The sequence below is a fragment of the Helicobacter sp. CLO-3 genome (genome assembly GCF_001854545.1).
Classification (GTDB): domain Bacteria; phylum Campylobacterota; class Campylobacteria; order Campylobacterales; family Helicobacteraceae; genus Helicobacter_B.
Window position 1 is genome coordinate 1 of record NZ_MLQN01000027.1, and the last position, 17,134, is coordinate 17,134.

The 17,134-nt window shown below is 44.0% G+C and carries 20 protein-coding genes and 2 tRNA genes; 2 read left to right on the plus strand and 20 right to left on the minus strand.

Annotation, left to right across the window (positions count from 1 at the left end; all coding sequences use genetic code 11):
* Nucleotides 1-231 precede the first annotated feature (231 nt).
* On the minus strand, nucleotides 232-1,257 hold the full coding sequence (locus BKN38_RS07550; RefSeq protein WP_066453233.1) for a bifunctional 3,4-dihydroxy-2-butanone 4-phosphate synthase/GTP cyclohydrolase II: 1,026 nt from the start codon (nucleotides 1,255-1,257) through the stop codon (nucleotides 232-234).
* A 138-nt stretch (nucleotides 1,258-1,395) separates the two neighbouring features.
* Here BKN38_RS07550 and BKN38_RS07555 point away from each other — a divergent pair.
* A tRNA-Gln gene (locus BKN38_RS07555) sits at nucleotides 1,396-1,470 on the plus strand.
* Between the two features lie 41 nt (nucleotides 1,471-1,511).
* A tRNA-Met gene (locus BKN38_RS07560) sits at nucleotides 1,512-1,588 on the plus strand.
* A 280-nt stretch (nucleotides 1,589-1,868) separates the two neighbouring features.
* Here the strand turns inward: BKN38_RS07560 and BKN38_RS07565 are convergent.
* The 19 genes from BKN38_RS07565 to BKN38_RS07655 all read right to left on the minus strand — a co-directional run bounded on the left by BKN38_RS07565 (nucleotide 1,869) and on the right by BKN38_RS07655 (nucleotide 17,125).
* On the minus strand, nucleotides 1,869-2,609 hold the full coding sequence (locus BKN38_RS07565; RefSeq protein WP_070957767.1) for a hypothetical protein: 741 nt from the start codon (nucleotides 2,607-2,609) through the stop codon (nucleotides 1,869-1,871).
* Between the two features lie 48 nt (nucleotides 2,610-2,657).
* Nucleotides 2,658-3,224 (minus strand): LolA-like outer membrane lipoprotein chaperone, encoded by a 567-nt coding sequence (gene lolA / locus BKN38_RS07570; RefSeq protein ID WP_066455559.1) that lies wholly within the window; start codon nucleotides 3,222-3,224, stop codon nucleotides 2,658-2,660.
* A 249-nt stretch (nucleotides 3,225-3,473) separates the two neighbouring features.
* Nucleotides 3,474-4,055 (minus strand): peptidylprolyl isomerase, encoded by a 582-nt coding sequence (locus BKN38_RS07575; protein ID WP_082942531.1) that lies wholly within the window; start codon nucleotides 4,053-4,055, stop codon nucleotides 3,474-3,476.
* 10 nt (nucleotides 4,056-4,065) lie between these two features.
* Complete coding sequence (locus BKN38_RS07580) at nucleotides 4,066-5,145, minus strand: tol-pal system YbgF family protein (protein ID WP_158655950.1); 1,080 nt, start codon at nucleotides 5,143-5,145, stop codon at nucleotides 4,066-4,068.
* Nucleotides 5,146-5,217: 72 nt separating this feature from the next.
* A complete protein-coding gene (locus tag BKN38_RS07585) occupies nucleotides 5,218-5,721 on the minus strand; it encodes an OmpA family protein (protein ID WP_066455569.1) in 504 nt (167 codons plus the stop codon).
* Nucleotides 5,722-5,818: 97 nt separating this feature from the next.
* Nucleotides 5,819-7,081, minus strand: coding sequence for a Tol-Pal system protein TolB (gene tolB, locus BKN38_RS07590; protein WP_066455571.1), 1,263 nt, complete (start codon nucleotides 7,079-7,081; stop codon nucleotides 5,819-5,821).
* Nucleotides 7,082-7,097: 16 nt separating this feature from the next.
* Nucleotides 7,098-7,820 carry a TonB C-terminal domain-containing protein gene (locus tag BKN38_RS07595; RefSeq protein WP_066455573.1) on the minus strand — a complete coding sequence of 241 codons (723 nt, stop codon included), beginning with the start codon at nucleotides 7,818-7,820 and terminating at the stop codon, nucleotides 7,098-7,100.
* Between the two features lie 3 nt (nucleotides 7,821-7,823).
* Entirely contained in the window at nucleotides 7,824-8,225 is a 402-nt protein-coding gene (locus BKN38_RS07600) for a biopolymer transporter ExbD (protein WP_066455575.1), read from the minus strand.
* Nucleotides 8,226-8,237: 12 nt separating this feature from the next.
* A complete protein-coding gene (locus BKN38_RS07605) occupies nucleotides 8,238-8,792 on the minus strand; it encodes a MotA/TolQ/ExbB proton channel family protein (protein WP_066455576.1) in 555 nt (184 codons plus the stop codon).
* Nucleotides 8,789-9,178: an ATP synthase F1 subunit epsilon gene (gene atpC, locus BKN38_RS07610; protein WP_066455579.1), complete on the minus strand. Its 390-nt coding sequence runs from the start codon at nucleotides 9,176-9,178 to the stop codon at nucleotides 8,789-8,791. Before atpC ends, BKN38_RS07605 begins: the two co-directional genes overlap by 4 nt.
* A gap of 9 nt (nucleotides 9,179-9,187) precedes the next feature.
* The gene (gene atpD / locus BKN38_RS07615) at nucleotides 9,188-10,588 is read right to left on the minus strand and encodes a F0F1 ATP synthase subunit beta (protein ID WP_066455582.1); all 1,401 of its coding nucleotides are present in this window, start codon (nucleotides 10,586-10,588) and stop codon (nucleotides 9,188-9,190) included.
* A gap of 18 nt (nucleotides 10,589-10,606) precedes the next feature.
* Complete coding sequence (gene atpG / locus BKN38_RS07620; RefSeq protein WP_066455585.1) at nucleotides 10,607-11,512, minus strand: ATP synthase F1 subunit gamma; 906 nt, start codon at nucleotides 11,510-11,512, stop codon at nucleotides 10,607-10,609.
* Between the two features lie 15 nt (nucleotides 11,513-11,527).
* Nucleotides 11,528-13,039, minus strand: a complete 1,512-nt coding sequence (gene atpA / locus BKN38_RS07625) for a F0F1 ATP synthase subunit alpha (protein ID WP_066455588.1) — start codon at nucleotides 13,037-13,039, stop codon at nucleotides 11,528-11,530.
* 20 nt (nucleotides 13,040-13,059) lie between these two features.
* On the minus strand, nucleotides 13,060-13,587 hold the full coding sequence (locus BKN38_RS07630; RefSeq protein WP_066455589.1) for a F0F1 ATP synthase subunit delta: 528 nt from the start codon (nucleotides 13,585-13,587) through the stop codon (nucleotides 13,060-13,062).
* A gap of 2 nt (nucleotides 13,588-13,589) precedes the next feature.
* A complete protein-coding gene (locus BKN38_RS07635; protein WP_066455590.1) occupies nucleotides 13,590-14,111 on the minus strand; it encodes a F0F1 ATP synthase subunit B in 522 nt (173 codons plus the stop codon).
* Between the two features lie 13 nt (nucleotides 14,112-14,124).
* Nucleotides 14,125-14,553: a hypothetical protein gene (locus BKN38_RS07640; protein ID WP_066455591.1), complete on the minus strand. Its 429-nt coding sequence runs from the start codon at nucleotides 14,551-14,553 to the stop codon at nucleotides 14,125-14,127.
* Nucleotides 14,554-14,607: 54 nt separating this feature from the next.
* On the minus strand, nucleotides 14,608-15,519 hold the full coding sequence (locus BKN38_RS07645; RefSeq protein WP_066455594.1) for a ParB/RepB/Spo0J family partition protein: 912 nt from the start codon (nucleotides 15,517-15,519) through the stop codon (nucleotides 14,608-14,610).
* Nucleotide 15,520: 1 nt separating this feature from the next.
* Entirely contained in the window at nucleotides 15,521-16,309 is a 789-nt protein-coding gene (locus BKN38_RS07650; RefSeq protein WP_066455597.1) for a ParA family protein, read from the minus strand.
* 3 nt (nucleotides 16,310-16,312) lie between these two features.
* On the minus strand, nucleotides 16,313-17,125 hold the full coding sequence (locus BKN38_RS07655; protein ID WP_082942532.1) for a biotin--[acetyl-CoA-carboxylase] ligase: 813 nt from the start codon (nucleotides 17,123-17,125) through the stop codon (nucleotides 16,313-16,315).
* Nucleotides 17,126-17,134 lie beyond the last annotated feature (9 nt).

The following is a 17,134-nucleotide window of genomic DNA, read 5'->3' on the forward strand; positions in this document are numbered from 1 at the left end:
TTTGGGCGGTGGTATCGGTGGCTTGCTTGTTTGATGATGAGAGCAGACCGGCGGCATTTGCAGGATATGTGCTAGTGGGCGTGATATCTGCTATAGTGGCAGGCATAATGCGACTAGGCGGCGCGTAGGGCCAACGCCTTATCGCAAAAGACTTGAATTATTTGGTATATTTTATATATCAAATTAACTGCAAACAAATCGTTCGCAGGTGCAAGCAAAATGCTGGATAAATCACACGCGGATAGTCTCTAGCAGTCGCAGATCAAAGCCATGCAGCGCAGTGTATTCACGCTCGCTTGAGCTAATCAGCCTAAACTCCCTAATATCAAGCTTCTTTAGAATCTGCGCGCCTATGCCAAAATTTTTCATAAGCTCGCTTTCACTTGAAGCATCATTGATAAACACGAGATACCCGCCCTCATCTTGCAGCTTTTTCACACAGCGCAGCAAAAACTCAAATTTCTCCGAATCGCTAAGCAACTCATAATCGGTGCGTATGGTATGCAGCCTCACTAGCGGCTTGCTCGGCGCACCAAAGGCAAAAACATAATGCTCGCGCTTGATGTGATCTATCAGCGTGATTTTCTCGCACGCCTTCCCCAAAAGCTCGCTTTTTTCGCGCTTTGTGATGCTAAGCAGATTCTCTGTCTGCAAGCGATAGGCGATGAGATCAGAGACATAAAGCACTTTTAGATTATGCTCTTTGGCAAAATCGCTCAAAAATTTATCGCCCCTTGTCGCCATCGTGCCATCTTCTTTCATGATCTCACATATCACAGACACGGGCTTGAGCCCCGCTAGTTTACATAGATCTACGCTGGCTTCTGTGTGTCCGGTGCGCACGAGCACGCCGCCATCTTTGGCGATGAGCGGGAAAATATGCCCCGGGCGCACGAAGTCTTCGGGTTTGCTGGCTTGGTTACACATGAGGTTTATGGTGAGGTCGCGCTCATAGGCAGAGATGCCTGTTTTTGCGCTTTTGGCGTCGATTGACACGGTGAAAGCGGTTTCGTGGTTGGAGTCGTTTTTGCTAACCATGGGCTGCAAATCAAGCTGCTTGGCTATTTCTTTGGTGATGGATACGCAGATGAGCCCGCGCGCGTATTTTGCCATGAAATTCACTTTCTCTGGCGTGCTAAAAATGCCCGCCATCACCAAATCGCCCTCGTTTTCCCTATCCTCATCATCCATGACGATTACCATTTCGCCATTTTTTATCGCATTTACCGCCTCTTGGACGCGTTTGCTAGAATCCATATTTCTCCTTTTGGCATGCAAAATCCGCACGCAAATCTAAAAATTTAGAGCAAAATCTATATTTTTAGCACGAATTGTATCAAAAGTATTGACAAAAATACCAAACTTATATAAAATTCGCCTTTATCAATTATTGATTGGGGTATCGCCAAGCGGTAAGGCACCTGGTTTTGGTCCAGGCATTCCGAGGTTCGAATCCTTGTACCCCAGCCACTTTCTTTATATTTCTCATCTTTTCCAAACTTTTTGGTTATCGCGGGGTAGAGCAGCCCGGTAGCTCGTTGGGCTCATAACCCAAAGGTCGGTGGTTCAAATCCATCTCCCGCAACCATTTTTGAAATTCTTACGCTTTGATATCTTGTACTTTGATATATGCATTCTTGATTCTTGCGATTTGGATTCTAGAATCCAAAATTTACTTTGTAAATTTTGAGTTAAATAAAAATCTTCGCGCTTTAGCACAACACCTTATAGGGCTGTCAGAGGTAAGTGGGTGCCAAAATAAAATATGGACAACTAGGGGGCTGTCTTGCCAAAGCGCTAGCTTCTTTAGTAAAACAAGCGAAGTGCCGTTTCTTCAGTAATCCACAAAAATCTAGATTCTGAATTCTCTACAAAATATTAAACACAACATAGCTGCCGCTGAAGGTGTATCTATAGTCTGGTCCTAGGCTTGGGACATTAGCACTTAAGAAAAGTCCGCCACCGCCAAGGACAAGCGAGACATAGCCTTGTGACTCGCGCTTTTTGCTAAGGAAAGGGATTTTGTAGTTTTGAAATGGATGGATGTAAAACACCGCGCCAACGCTGTGCGTCCTGGCAAAAGTGTGCGAATACAAATATCGAAAGCGCATGCCAAAATCCACATAAGGAGCATCAAGCTGCCATAAGGGCGCTAGATAATTTAGCCCGGTGCTAAAGCCCACATTTACGCTCGTTTGGGTATCTATGCCTGCGTGTGGCAAGCCAAAATCGGTGCTAGAGCCTATATGAAAAGAATAGCCTTGAAATAGCATCGCCATTCCTTTCATTGAGCTTTCAAAATTGAGGTCTATATTTTTTATGGCTTCGCAGGTGGATTTTATGGCTTCATTAGCTGATTTTATGGCTTCGCGGGTGGGCTTTATATTTTCGCTAGATTCTGCGCCCTCGCTGGCGGATGGCATATTTTCGCTGGTGGATTGCATATCTTTGCTAGCAGATTGTATATTTTCGCTAGCGGGTTTCACATCCTCGCTGGCGAGTGCTGGGCTATTTAGACAGAGAATCAAAAGGCAGATTCTGCAATAAGCGCCAAAACAAAAGTTGATTTTTGAGTGGATTCTAGAGATTTGTTTTGCTATATTTTTCATTGTGCGGCTTTGCTTTTTGTTTTAGTTTTCTGATAGGGATTCTAGATTCTAGCGGATGATGTCGATGTTTGGCGGGGCGATGAAGATAAACTCGGCATCATCGATTGGCTCATTTATGCGAACATCTTGAAATATAATTTCTACGCTATTTTCAAACTCATCGCTAAAGGTTAAGCGATATGGCTTGTCATTTTTTAGCGACAAAATATACTCCGTGCCTTCAAAAATCGCGCGATATGTGCCATTTGGCTGGAGTTCTGCTTGGCGCAGTATTTGCAAAAAGTCGATTTTGCGCTTCGCCTGCCCGATGCTCGCCTGCTCCAAAAATGGCTCATATACGATAGTCTCGGTGTCATTGATGTAGATTTCTTTTTCTGTGGGGGCTTGGTAGAGCCATTTGGCTTTGGCGGGGATTTTGGCTAGCACTTGCCCGCTGTATGAGAGGATATTGTCTTGGCTGGTCGTTTTTTGCACGAAGTTTGCTTTGAAAGTCTGTATATGCTCGCCAAAAGCATACGAGAATCCAAACGCAAGCGCGCACAAAAAGCAGATTCTAAGCACCTCTGAAAACGCGTCATCAAACATATCCCTAAAAATATTTCCAAAAATATTCATGCCTAAACCTATCCAAGCCTTTATTTTCTGCGCTATATATAGAATCTAGATTCTAAGATTCTGGGAGTTTAAAACTCTAGGGGTTTTCTGGGAATTTTAGGATTTTAAGATTCCAAATTTCTAAATTTCCAAAATTCCAAAGATTCTAAATTTCCAAGATTCTAGCATTTGCGACGCGCAAGCTAGATAAATCAATAATCAGCGCGCGACACGCACAAAAGCGCGCAATAATACGCGCTAGCGGGGCTATCAATGACAGCCACAGCCTCCACCGCCTCCGCCACAGCAGCCTCCGCCACCATGATCATGATCGTGCGCGTGCTCATCATGCCCGCCGCAGCCACATCCTCCGCTACAACCGCCTACACCGCCGCGCAGTATCTCATCTGGTGTCGCATCGCGCACATCTGTGATTTCGATGTCAAAAGCGAGCGTTTTGCCAGCCAGCGGGTGATTATAATCAATCATCACGCTAGAATCACCAATGTCTTTTACCAGCACTTGCACGGTTTGCCCATCTTCTGCCTGCCCAAAAAGCGTCATGCCCTTTTCTAGCGCGATGCCTTCAAACTGATCTTTTGGCACTTCTTGCAAAAAGTCTGCTTGATACACGCCATACGCATCTTCTGGGGCTATGGTGATATTTAGCTTATCGCCCTTTTTGGCGCCAGCCACTGCTTTTTCAAGCCCGCTAATCACTTGCCCAGCACCCAGCAAAAACTCTAGCGGTTTAGATTCTAGGTTGCTATCGATGACTTCTTTTGTATCGGCATCTTTCACTTCATAAAGTATCGCCATGACTTGGCTTTGATTTTGGTTCATAGAGCTCATTTTCTTCCTTTTATTTGGTTTTGTTTCTTAGATCTTTGGCTTTTTTGCCTTGATCGGAGTCGGGATAAAGGCGGATAAGAGAATCCAAAAACTTATTGTAATTGGTCATATCTTTAGAATACCTAAAAGCCCACGCTGTATGCCACAAAAGTATAGGCATATAGTTTGCGCTTTCATCAAGCGAGGCGCTTTTTTTGTAGTATCCTATCGCATCGCCAAACTTGCCTGTCTGATACGCTATCTCGCCTAGCATATAATAGCAAAGCGGTGTTTTGTAGTTTTGCTGCACCAGCCATTCATAGCGCTCTTTGGATTCTGCGTATTTGCTTTGTCTAAAAAGCTTCCTAGCTTCATCGATGTTGTCTTTGTTGCTAAGGTTTTTAAACGCTTTGTTGGTGGTGGGCGTTTTGGTGTTTTTGTCGTTTGTCCCAGTTTGCTTTGGCTCGGATGTTTGCTTTGACCCAGAGGTTTGCTTTGGTGTGGTGGTTTGTTTGGCGGTTTGCTTGACATCAGAGCTGGCGGCACTGCTAGCTGTGGCGGATGATTTGCCGGCATTAGCCTTTGTGCTAGCAGAGGTGCTTGAGCTAGGCGCGCTGCTAGATTCTGCATCTTTGCTTAGGTTGCTAATCTCTGATAATATATCATTATTTAGCCTTGCCACAAGCGCGCTTAGATCGCTTACCTTGCTATTTAGCTGCTCGATTAGTGCGGTGTTTTGGGCGATTTTTTGGCGCATCTCTTCCATAGAAGCGTTTTGCTGCTTTATGGTTTCGTTTTGAAACTCCAAATCCGCTTTGAGTGCTTGTATTTTTGTCTCTTGCTGGCTTGTGAGATCCAAAAGGTTTTTGATACGCAAAGACTGCCCATCTAGCACGCTTCTCAAGCCATCTTGTGCTTGCTCGAGTGCTTGGATTCTCGCACTATAATCAATCGCTAGATTTTCTAGGTTTTTGTTGGTGGATTGAAGGTTTTTGAGCTCCTTTTTGGTAGCACCACTTTGGAGCTCAAATGCAGAAGGTTCTGAAACAAGGCTTGTGCCGCCAGCGCACAAAAGCAAAATGATGCCAAAAAGTCTTGATATCTGTCTCACGCTTTTATCGCACATTTCGCTTTGGTTGCTTTTATCGCTTTTGCCACTTTTGCCATTATCTTTGGGGAGCGATTATTCAGCTACCTTGATGTCGCCGCGGCGGTTTTGTTGGTAGCATTCTTTGGTTTTTTCTGTGCAGATTGGCTTGCTTTCACCAAAGCTGATTACGCGGATGCTATCTTTGTCAGCACCTTTTACCACTAGTGCTTCACGCACTGCTATCGCGCGCTTTGTGCCAAGTGCGTAGTTATACTCATCAGTGCCAAACTCATCGGTATTGCCTTCGATAACTACTTTATATGACCCTCTAGCATTAATGTTGCTAGAAGCTTCATCAACTACAGATTGCATATCTGGGCGGATGTTAAACTTATCAAAGTCAAAATAAACGCTGCCAATCACTTCGCCATCTATCGCGTCTGATCCTGCATTGCTTGTCGTTGGTGCTGGTGCTGGAGTCTGCGTCGTGATGGTCTCGCTGCCAGTGCCTTCGCCCTCTACATTTACTTTTTTATCCGGACATCCTGTAAGCACAAAAAGTGCTGCCAATGCGCCTAGTGCCGCGATCTTTTTCATCATGAACTCCTTTGGTTTAGGTTTAAGCGCTGATTATACCACAAATATTTGTAAATATTTTCCTGCTTTTGCGTTGTTTGTGCCAAAGATTCCAAATTTACCAATCAAATGACTGGATATTTGCCTTGCTTAGCGGGAAAAGATAGCTTTTGTTGTAATCAAGTCTTATCACACCAAGCGCGCTTTGCCCGGAAGTGTGCTTGAGAAACATCACGCTTTTGCCATCTTTTGAGAATCTAGGCATTTGGTTGTTGCCCACAGCGGTAAGGCGGCGGATATAGTCGCTTTTGGTGGAGATCAAATAGATATTGAAAATATTTGCGCCAAACTCATTATCGCTCTCGCGGCTCGAATACGCCACATAATCGCCATTTGCGCTTATAGAGTTGTTGTTGCGTCCATGATATACGACTTGCTCGGCTGGGGCGTCTATGTCTAGCTTTTTGGCATAGATATTGGCATAGCCGGAGCGGTCAGAGACAAACACCATAGATTTTTCATTATCGATAAAATACCCAGAAACATCGATTCCGGAGTATTTGGTAAGCTGTGTTAGCTGCTTGGTAGCGGCATTGTAGAGATAGATGTCGGATTGTTTTTTGGGCGCTAGTGTGATGAGTAGGCGTTTGCCATCTTTGCTTACATCAGAGACGGCTGCCATGCCATCGCTATTTATGATAGTTTCTGCCTTGCCGCTGTAGATGTTGTATTTGATAATCGTTGGTCTATCGAGGTATTTGGTGAAATAGATTTCTTTTTGCGCAGAATCCGCCCATTTGGGAAATATGTTTAGCCCGCCTGTGATTATGGTTTGGTTGTAAGTGAGCGTGTAGTCGCTTAGCACGATGTTTGCAAGCCCAGAGCTAGTGTATTGCGAATACACAATATAGCGGCTCATCCAATCAATCGAAGGCGCTTTTATGTGGCGGTTGAGATCGATTGCCATTTTGTGCGCGATGAATGGATAAAGCGCGGCGTCTGTCAGCTGGTAGGTTTTGTTTAGCTGGAGTGATGATGAGTTGATATCATATACCAAAAGCGTGGCTTTGGTCGTTTTGCCTTCTTTGAAAACTTGCACCATTCCGACAAGATCGATTTTTTTGCTCTGATATGCGGCAAAATCGATGATGTTTTTGCTATACGCTTTGCCATCAAATGGCTCAAAATGCCCGGACACATTGAGATCGCCTAGCAGAATCTTATAGATTCTCTTAGCATTAGTAGAATCATCGCTTGACATATAGCCGATTTCTATTTTTGGCATTCTTTGGGCTGTTTTTACGATCTCCATCGTCGCGTCCGCGCCAAAAGCCACGCTCATCCAGCCTATCATAAACACTATGCAAAAAAGTTTTTTCATCACTGCCCTTTATGGTTTATTTTGGTCTTGGCTTTGATCTAAAGCTTACTTCTATCTCGACAATCTTGCCTTTGGGATATGGCGGGAATTTGGTCTGCTTGAGCGAATCTAGCAGGTTTATTATGTTTTGGTTGTAGTCTTGCGAGCTAGAAAGCCGCGCCACACGATAATAAAAACTCCCCGTATCAGTGATACGAAGCAGCACCAGCACTTCTGCGTCTTGATCAAAGCTTGGATGCCATTTGCTGTAAATTATATCATAAATTTTGCCAAACCACTCGTTATACTCGCCATCAGCAAACTCGGGCGATATGGATTGTGACTGCACATCAAGCGCTTTGGAATCTAGCGCGTTTATGTTTGCGTTCATTTTTTCTAGGCGCTCTTGGAGATTTTTTAGCTTGTTTTTTTCGATTTTGTCTTTGGTGTTTTTGGCGTTTTGGCTGCGGTTATCGCCGCTTTGCTCGCTGCTTGTAGCAGAATCTGGGATGGTTGAGAAAATATCTTTCACGCCCAGCCCTTCTAGTGGCGTGCCAGAATCTTTGTTGTCATCTTGGGTGATTTCTGGCTCGCTTAGGCTTATGGATATGGCTTGCTCTAGGATGGTGTTGGTGCGCGGGATGTATTTGGTTTTGAAAAGTGGCAGGAATTTAAACAGGATAAAAAAAACCACAAAGCAATAAATCAAAAACGCACTTATGCCGCTCCAAATAAACAGCTTTTGATTCTGCTCGCCCATTTATCACCCATTTGTCACTAGGGAGATTTTGCTAAATCCTGCCTCTTTCACGCTTTTTAGGATATACATTATGGTTTCATAGCTCAAATCTTTGTCCGCGCGGATGAAAATAGTCGTGTCTTTTTTGCTGTATTGTTTGGATAGGAGGTTGAAGCTATCAGGGAAGGCTTTGTATTCATAGGTGTTGTTTTTGATGTAGATTTTTTTGCGCTTGTCGATGCGGATGTCTAGGGTATTATCCTGCACTTTTTTGGAAGTTTTGCTGCCTTTTGGCAAGGTGATGTCTTCTTGATACACGATTGTGGGTGTGGTGACCATCAAAATCGCCAAAAGCACCAGCATAATATCTACTAGCGGCGTGATATTTAGCTCTGGCTTATCTTCCCATAAATAATTTTCATCCATGCGCGCCTATCTTTACTTGCTAGAAGAGAGATAATCTATCTGCATTTGAATATAGATTCCCAAATCATACACCTTGCGCCTTAGTGCTATGAAAAATGTGTAAGCTGGGATTGCGGTTAGGATTCCAGCGGCGGTGGCGACGAGGGCTTTTGAGATGATAGGAGCGATGATGTCAAATGAAACCTGCCCGCCACTGCCAAGCCTGCTAAAAGCCTCCAAAATCTCTACCACCGTCCCAAAAAGCCCAATAAAAGGCGAAGTAGAAGAGATGATGCTTAGGAATGAAAGTCCAGAGGTGGCTTGCTTTAAAATCTTATTTTTCCAAATAGCAAGCATACCCGGAGTCGCGTTCGTGTCGCTAAAAAATATCGCATCTTGCGGGAGTTTGCGCTCGCCACGCAAAATAGATTCTAGTGATTCTTGCTCATCTCTTGACATTTTGGAGATAGAGAGATATTTGTAGAGAAAAATCCACAAAGTGATGACAAAATACAGCGAGAGCCAGCAAAGTGTCATTATCGTGATGGAGTTTGACTCCTCAAAAAAACTAAAAAGAAAGCTCATTATAGGCGACTTTTTGCGGCGTGCTCGATTCTAGAAACCACAGAAGATATAGCCACTCTATCATTGGAGGCTTCTTCTAGCAGTTTTTTGGCGTTTGCGATAGCATCTGATATGACGCTTTCACTTTGTCCGCCTATCGCCACAGCGCCATTAGCGATGATATCGACTTGAGTGGCAGTGACTTCTGCATATCCCCAGTCTATCGCTATGAGCTCTCTTGAGCCATCATGCAGAAGCTCGATGACGCCCGCTTTCAAAAGAGATAGCAAGTTGGTATGTCCATATAGCACGCCAAACTCCCCTTCTACGCCGGGCATAGTGATGCTATCTGCACTCCCGGAGAATATCTCACCATAAGGCGTAACTATGCTTACCTTAAGCTTTTCCATGCGCTACCTTTAAGCTTTTTTTGATTTTTCTGCTTTTTCTATCGCTTCTTGAATGTTGCCTACCATATAGAAAGCATTTTCTGGGATATGGTCGTATTTACCTTCCAAGATTCCCTTGAAGCCTTCTAGCGTTTCTTCTAGTGTCACATATTTGCCGGGGCTTCCGGTAAATACTTCTGCTACGAAGAATGGCTGGGATAGGAATTTCTCGATTTTTCTAGCGCGCTCTACCACTTTTTTGTCTTCTTCGGATAGCTCATCCATACCAAGAATCGCGATGATGTCTTGCAAATCTTTGTATTTTTGCAGAATCTGCTGGATTCCAGTGGCTATTTTGTAGTGATCTTCGCCCACGATTTGTGGATCTAGGATTCTAGAAGTAGAATCTAGCGGATCCACCGCTGGATAGATTCCCTTTTCTGCGATTTTACGATTCAAAACCGTAGTCGCATCAAGGTGTGAGAAAACAGATGCGGGCGCTGGGTCAGTCAAGTCATCCGCTGGCACATAAACCGCTTGCACGGATGTGATAGAGCCTTTTTTGGTAGAGGTGATGCGCTCTTGAAGTTTGCCCATCTCGCTAGCAAGTGTAGGCTGATAACCAACCGCTGAAGGGATTCTGCCTAGAAGCGCTGACATCTCCGCACCAGATTGCGCGTAGCGGAAAATATTATCAATAAACATAAGCACATCCAAGCCCTTTTCATCGCGGAAATATTCTGCCATAGTAAGCCCTGTGAAAGCGATGCGATTTCTAGCACCTGGTGGTTCATTCATCTGGCCATAGCAGAGGGCGACTTTATCCAAAACACCGCCTTCTTTCATTTCATGATAAAGGTCGTTTCCTTCTCTCGTGCGCTCGCCGACACCTGCAAATACAGAATATCCGCTGTGTTTATACGCCACATTGTGGATAAGCTCCATGATGACAACCGTTTTACCAACCCCAGCACCACCAAACAAGCCTACTTTTCCACCCTTTGAATAAGGCGCTAGCAAATCCACGACTTTAATGCCTGTTTCAAACATCTCTGTTTTGGTGCTTTGCTCTTCAAATTGTGGTGCTTCTCTATGGATAGCCCATTTGCGCTCTGTTTTTACAGGCTCGCCGCCATCGACCACTTCACCTACGACATTAAAGATTCTGCCTAGCACTTCTTCGCCTACTGGCACTTCTATCATCTTGCCTCTTGAGGTGACTTTTTGCCCGCGGATTAGACCTTCTGTCATATCCATGGCGATGGTTCGCACGCGGTTATCGCCCAAGTGAGCGGCAACCTCTAGCACTAGGCTTTTTTTCTCACCATCAAAATCATAAGACACATCTATCGCTTCATTTATAGCAGGCAGATACGACTCAAAATCCACATCTACAACCGGACCAATTACTTGAACAATTTTTCCTTCCATCATTCGCTCCTTTTAAGTTTATTTCATAGACTCTACGCCAGCATTAATCTCTACAAGCTCTGTTGTGATAGATTCTTGCCGCGCTTTGTTATAAGAGATAGTCAGATCCCTAACCAGCTCGCCCGCATTTTTGGTCGCCGCATCCATAGCCTGCATCCTCGCACTATGCTCCGCAGCTAGAGAATCTATAAGCGCATAATACATATTATACTCTATGTATTTTTGCGCCAATTGATCAAGCACCAAATCCTCTTCATCATCTGGCTCGATATTTACGCTTTCAGCGCGATTAGTCGCATTGCTAGATTCTGCTATATCTAAGCCAAGAGGCAAAATGTTTTTGATTTTTAGCTCTTGAGAGATTTTATTGCGGAATCCATTATGCACCAAAATCACTTCATCTGTCAAGCCATCAAGGTAGTCTTGCGCGACTTTGTGGATAAACTCGCTAGATTTTTCATAATCAGGACTAGAGCTAAGCCCCACCACTTTATCTAGAATCTCTATCTCATTAAAAGTAAAATACGCTATGCCCTTTTTGCCAATCCCGCGCAATCGGACTTTGATGCCCTTTGCCTTAAAATCAGCGATAAGCCTTAGCACCTCTTTTATGGTAACCGCGTTAAACCCGCCACACAAGCCTTTATCCGCGGTGACAAAAACAATATCAACCTTTTTTATCTCTTTGTTTTTGGCATTGGTAAAAAAGCTACTATTGATATTTTCTAGCCCGCGCGTTTGGATTTTGGACAAAATGTCTTCAAACACATCATTAAGCTTGTCGGCATAGACTCTTGAGCGCTTTGCCATTTCTTCGGTTTTTTTCAACTTCGATGTAGAAACTAGTTTCATGGCGCGCGTAGTTTTTTGCGTGTTTTTTACGCTGCCAATCTTTGTCCTAATTTCTTTTAGATTATTTCCCATTTTTGACTCCAAATGTTAGCTAAAGCTAAGTTTATATTCTTCAAGTGCCTTAGTCAATGTAGCTTCCAAATCCTTATCAAGGGCTTTTTTGTTTCTAATCTCTTCGAAAACCTTAGGATATTTTGCCTCCATAAATGGATAGAGTCCATCCTCAAAATCCACCACTCTGCCAGCAGGAATATCATCCAAGAATCCTTTCGCACCAGCAAATATAATCACCACTTGCTTTTCTATCGCCAAAGGAGAATATGGAGGCTGTTTTAGCACTTCTACCATTCTTTGTCCGCGCTCAAGCTGCTTGCGGCTAGTCTCATCAAGGTCAGAGGCAAATTGCGAGAATGCTTGAAGCTCTCTATATTGCGCTAGGTCAAGCCTTAGCGTCCCTGCTACTTGTTTAGTAGCTTTTATCTGTGCTGTGCCCCCTACTCTTGATACTGACAAACCGACATTTATCGCTGGTCTTACGCCGGAGTTAAACAAATCTGTCTCTAGGAATATCTGCCCATCAGTGATAGAGATGACATTGGTAGGGATGTATGCAGAAACATCGCCCGCTTGTGTCTCAATAATAGGAAGTGCTGTAAGTGAGCCAGCGCCCTTTTCATCAGAAAGCTTCGCCGCGCGCTCAAGCAATCTAGAGTGGATATAGAACACATCGCCGGGGAACGCTTCGCGTCCTGGAGGGCGACGCAAAATAAGGCTCATCTCGCGATATGCCACCGCATGCTTTGTCAAATCATCATAGATGATAAGTGCATGTCTAGCATTGTCTCTAAAATATTCGCCAATCGTTACGCCAGCATATGGCGCAAGATATTGCATCGCTGCAGATGATGAAGCAGGCGCATTTACGATGACGGTGTATTCCATAGCGCCATGCTCTTCAAGCTTTCGCACGACTTGTGCGACAGTGGATTCTTTTTGCCCGATAGCCACATAGATACAGATGACATCTTGTCCTTTTTGGTTGATGATAGTATCTATCGCTACGGTTGTTTTGCCGGTTTGCCTATCGCCGATGATGAGCTCTCTTTGACCGCGACCGATTGGCACTAGCGCATCGATTGCTTTAAGCCCTGTTTGGAGTGGCTCATGCACAGATTTTCTATCCATGATTCCGGGTGCTTTTTGCTCGACGAAGCGATATTCGCTAGCTTCGATGCTGCCTTTTCCATCCACTGGTTCGCCGATAGTATTGATGACGCGTCCTACCACACCATCGCCCACTGGGACTTTCATAAGCTTGTTTAGTCGCTTGACTGATACGCCCTCTTTTATCTTGCTACCATTACCAAGGATAACAACCCCTACACTGCCCTCTTCTAGGTTTGAAGCAAGACCCAAATCGCCTGTCTCAAACTCTACCATTTCATAAGACATGACATTTTTTAGCCCATACACTCTAGCGACGCCATCGGCATAGCCTATAACCTTGCCTGTCTCTGATATGTCGATATTAATATCAAAGCTGCTAATCTTGTCCTTGATGATGGTGCTTATCTCTTCTGCTTTTAGTTTCTGTGTCACAGGTTTCTCCTTGTTTGAATTTAGATAGCTTTAAGAATGTGGTTTTTGAGATCATCGAAAAATCTATTTTTCAAGAAAGAGATCTCTATCCCCAAATCCTCGACTTTTAGCTGTATGCCATCGACTTTGCTTGAAGACTGCTCGATATCAAGATGTATGCCAAGCTTTTTGGATAGATTCTGCGCGATATTTGATATCGTGCTAGAATCTAGATTGCTAGGCGCATACAGCACTGCTTTATAGCTGTTTGCCAAGCCGCGCAAATGCCCTTCCAAGATATCCGCCACAAAAGGCAAAATATCCAAGCGATTATTTTCTATCAAAAGATTTACAAAATCTCCCGCCTGTTTGTCGCCTCCAAGAAGCGAGAGCAAAAACTCCTTTTTCTTAGCCTTTGGCACATAAGGAGAATGGATAATGTCGATAAACTTCTCCACACCAAATGCTTGCGAGACTTGCGAGAAGATTTTGGCAAGCTTTTTTAGCGCGTCATTATCGCAGCTCTTGATAAGCGCGTAAGCGTATTTTTTAGCTACAATCTCTTCCATGATTAAGCCACCTTTTTATTTAGGATTCTGACATACTCTTCTGTCTGAATCTTGCCAGCCTCGCCGCCAAATACCTCATCTAGCACCGATTCCACGACCTCTGCTTGCGCCTTTCTTTGCTCAAAATGCATAAGCGCTTCGTGAGATTTTTTCATATTTTCTATGTCAGCGTTGCATTGCTCTTCGTATTTTTGCGCTACGATTACCGCTTCTTTTTTAGCAGTAGATACGATTTCTGCTGCTTTTTTCTGCGCTTCTTCTAGATTTTTCTGCGCTTGTTCTTTGGATTTTTTGGCAGCTTTTACTTTATCTTGCACCTCTTCAAAGCGGCTTGCTATGCCTTGTTGCCTGTTTTTAAGCAGTGCTTTTAGCTTATCTGCTGCCAAATACCACAAAATAGCCACAAAAATCACGAAGTTTATCGCGCGCTCACTAAAATCCGTCTGTGAAATATCCACACTTGATGCATAAGCGATGCTACCAAGGCAAGCAAACGCTAACACATATCGCCACAAATATCGCATAACCACCCCTTCCCTAAATTTGTTGGATTCTGCTTTTTAGCGCAGATTCAAATACAGACAAATCAGCCAAAAGCTCTTTTTTGATCTGTGCTTTTTGGCTCTCAAGATCCGCTCTAAAATCGCTCATCTTTTGCTGCATTTCTTGCTGTTTTCTGGCAATCTTTGCATCATAATCAGCCTTTGCATCATTTGTAGCACTCTCGATTATCTTGCTTGCTTGAGATTTTGCATCTGCCAAAATAGCTTGGATTTTGCACTCTATTTCTTGGATTTCCGAATGATTATCCGATACAGAATCCATATCCTTGCGAAGCAGCGATTCTCGCTCATCCATAAAGCCAAGCATAGGCTTAAACAACCAAGTATTGAGCAATAGCATAGTGATGATAAACACCGCAAACACCAAAAGCATCAGCCAAGGTTCAGGAATAGTAATGCTCATTTTGGCTCCCTTCTAAAAATAAAATCCTTAAATTCTAACAGCCCAAACCTTAAATCAAGATTTTAATCTCTCAATTAGGTAAAGTATTTTTTCCTTTTTGGGCTGTATGGTAATGCTTTGTGCAGAGATTTTGGCAGATATGCCTAGATTTTCTAGCAGCGCTTGCAGTTCTTTTAGCTCTTTTGAAGGCGCTTCTTTATTTGACGCCTTGCCAGCATTAGCGCCATTAGCACCAGAATCCTTTTCGCTAGACTCGCTAGATTTGGCATGATCTTTATCTGGATTTTTTAGATTTTTGGCAAGCGATTCTGTCTCGCGCACGGATAGCTTTTGTCCCACGATAGAATCTGCCAAAATCTTTTGATCCGCTTCTGAAAGCCCCACCATCACTTTTGCATGCCCTTGGGTTATTTTATTTTGCGCGATGAGATTTTGCACATACGCGCAAAGCTCTAGAATCCGCATCGTGTTGGTTATCTGCGCGCGGGATTTTTTGATGCGATTTGCTAAGTCTTCATGCGTGATTTTGTAGTCATTGATGAGTTCTTGATAGGATTGCGCGAGATCAAGCGGGTTTAGATTCTCGCGCTGTATGTTTTCGATGATAGCGACCTCTCTAAGCTTGCCTTTTTCGATAAACTCATTTGCCACTATCGCCTTTATCGTGGGCTTTTTGGCGATTTTGCTAGCCCGCAGCCTGCGCTCACCAGCGATGAGGAAATAATCCCCCTCATCATCATACACCAGCACCGGCTGCAAAAGCCCATGCTCTGCGATAGACATCGCTAGATCATTCAAAGAATCCTCATCAAAAGTCTTGCGCGGCTGAAATGGATTTGGCTTGATGATATCAACATTTAGCTCGACTATAGATTCTGTATAATCGCTTAGATTTTTCTCATACGAGTCTTTGACTTCGCCAAGAAGCTCGCCAAGCCCGCTGCCAAGTGCTCGTTTTTTTGCCAAATTATGCTCCTTGCAAGATTGTTTGCGCGAGGTCTTGATACGCTACGCTACCGCTTGATTTTGCATCATAGAGCAAGATAGGCTTCCCAAAGCTAGGCGATTCTGCGAGTTTTACATTTCTAGGGATGATGATATATGAGTCATCATCGATATTTTTAAACAGCTTAGAATCAAAATGCGCCGACAAGTCCGCAAACACCTGCTTTGAAAGGTTGTTTTGCGCTGAATACATCGTAGGCAAAAGCCCGCGCACTTCTAGCGATGAGTTTATGCCATTTTCTTTTAGCATTTGGATGGTGTTTAGCAGCTGCGCCAAGCCCTGCAATGCATAATACTCGCACTGTATCGGGATGATGACAGAATGCGCCGCCGCAAGCGCATTTACCGTGAGTGGTCCAAGTGCTGGCGGAGAATCTATAATCACAAAATCATAGCTATCCGCCACTTCTGCTATCTTTTTCTTAAGGATTAGCTCCCTGCCGCTTTTGTTGGCATAAAAGCTCTTCTCTATCCCCACGAGCCCGATATCTGAAGAGACTAAATCCATAAAAGGAATATCTGTTTTTTGGATCACTTCTGAAATCTTTTTGCTCCCCATAAGCACATGATAAATGTTGAACTCTATATCATTTCTGCGGAATCCAAGACTTGTAGTCGCATTTGCTTGCGCGTCAAAATCTATCAAAAGCACTCTTTTTTCGGCAGCTGCCAAAGACGCGGCTAGATTTACCGCTGTCGTTGTTTTGCCCACACCGCCTTTTTGATTAGCTATTGTGATAACTTCAAACATCGCTCACTCCCTATAATTTCTTGTGTTATAAATCACTCTCCCCTTCACGCTAAGCCCGCCATCTTCGAGCAAAACGGCGTCTTTTAGCGATATTACCTCATCGCCAAAATGAAACGCAAAAGGAAAGTTGTTGCAAAATTCTATCTCATACTTTCTGAAAATCTGCTTCCAACTCGGAGGATTTTGCAACGAGTCAAATAAATCGACCAAAAACGCATTTTTATCCAGTAAAATATCTAGCTCGCCAAACGCGCTGCTTTTTAGGTTTATCCCCACGCCACACAGCAAAACGCCCCGCCACACCTCTATCAAAATCCCGCCGATTTTTTTGTCATTGATATACAAATCATTTGGGTATTTTAGCCACACTTTTGAGCCACGCGCTGCCAAACGCTCTTTTATCACAAATCCCAAAAAAATCGCCATGCTTTGCATCGGCACATCGCTAGGCAGGCGCAATGGCGGCAAATACGAGAAAGAAAACATAAGCGCACACTCTTGATTCTCCCACACATTCCCGCGCGTGCCCTTGCCTTTTGTTTGGCGATTTGCCACGATGCAAAGTGCTGGCGCGCAAGATTCTGGGGCGGTGGATTCTAGCGCGTTTGGCGATTTTTGCATATCTTGCGCGGTGGATTCTGGCGATTCTTGCGCGCCAAATGTGCTTTGTGTATCTAGCGCGTTTTTCGCAGTAGATTCTGGGGCACTTGGTTTTTGCGCGTTTTTGCGCGCGTCATTTTCGCTCATACTAAGCGATAGCGCGCGTTTTAGCTCTTCTTGTGTAGAATCCACTTCTTCTTTATATATTATTTGCATGTTTTTTTG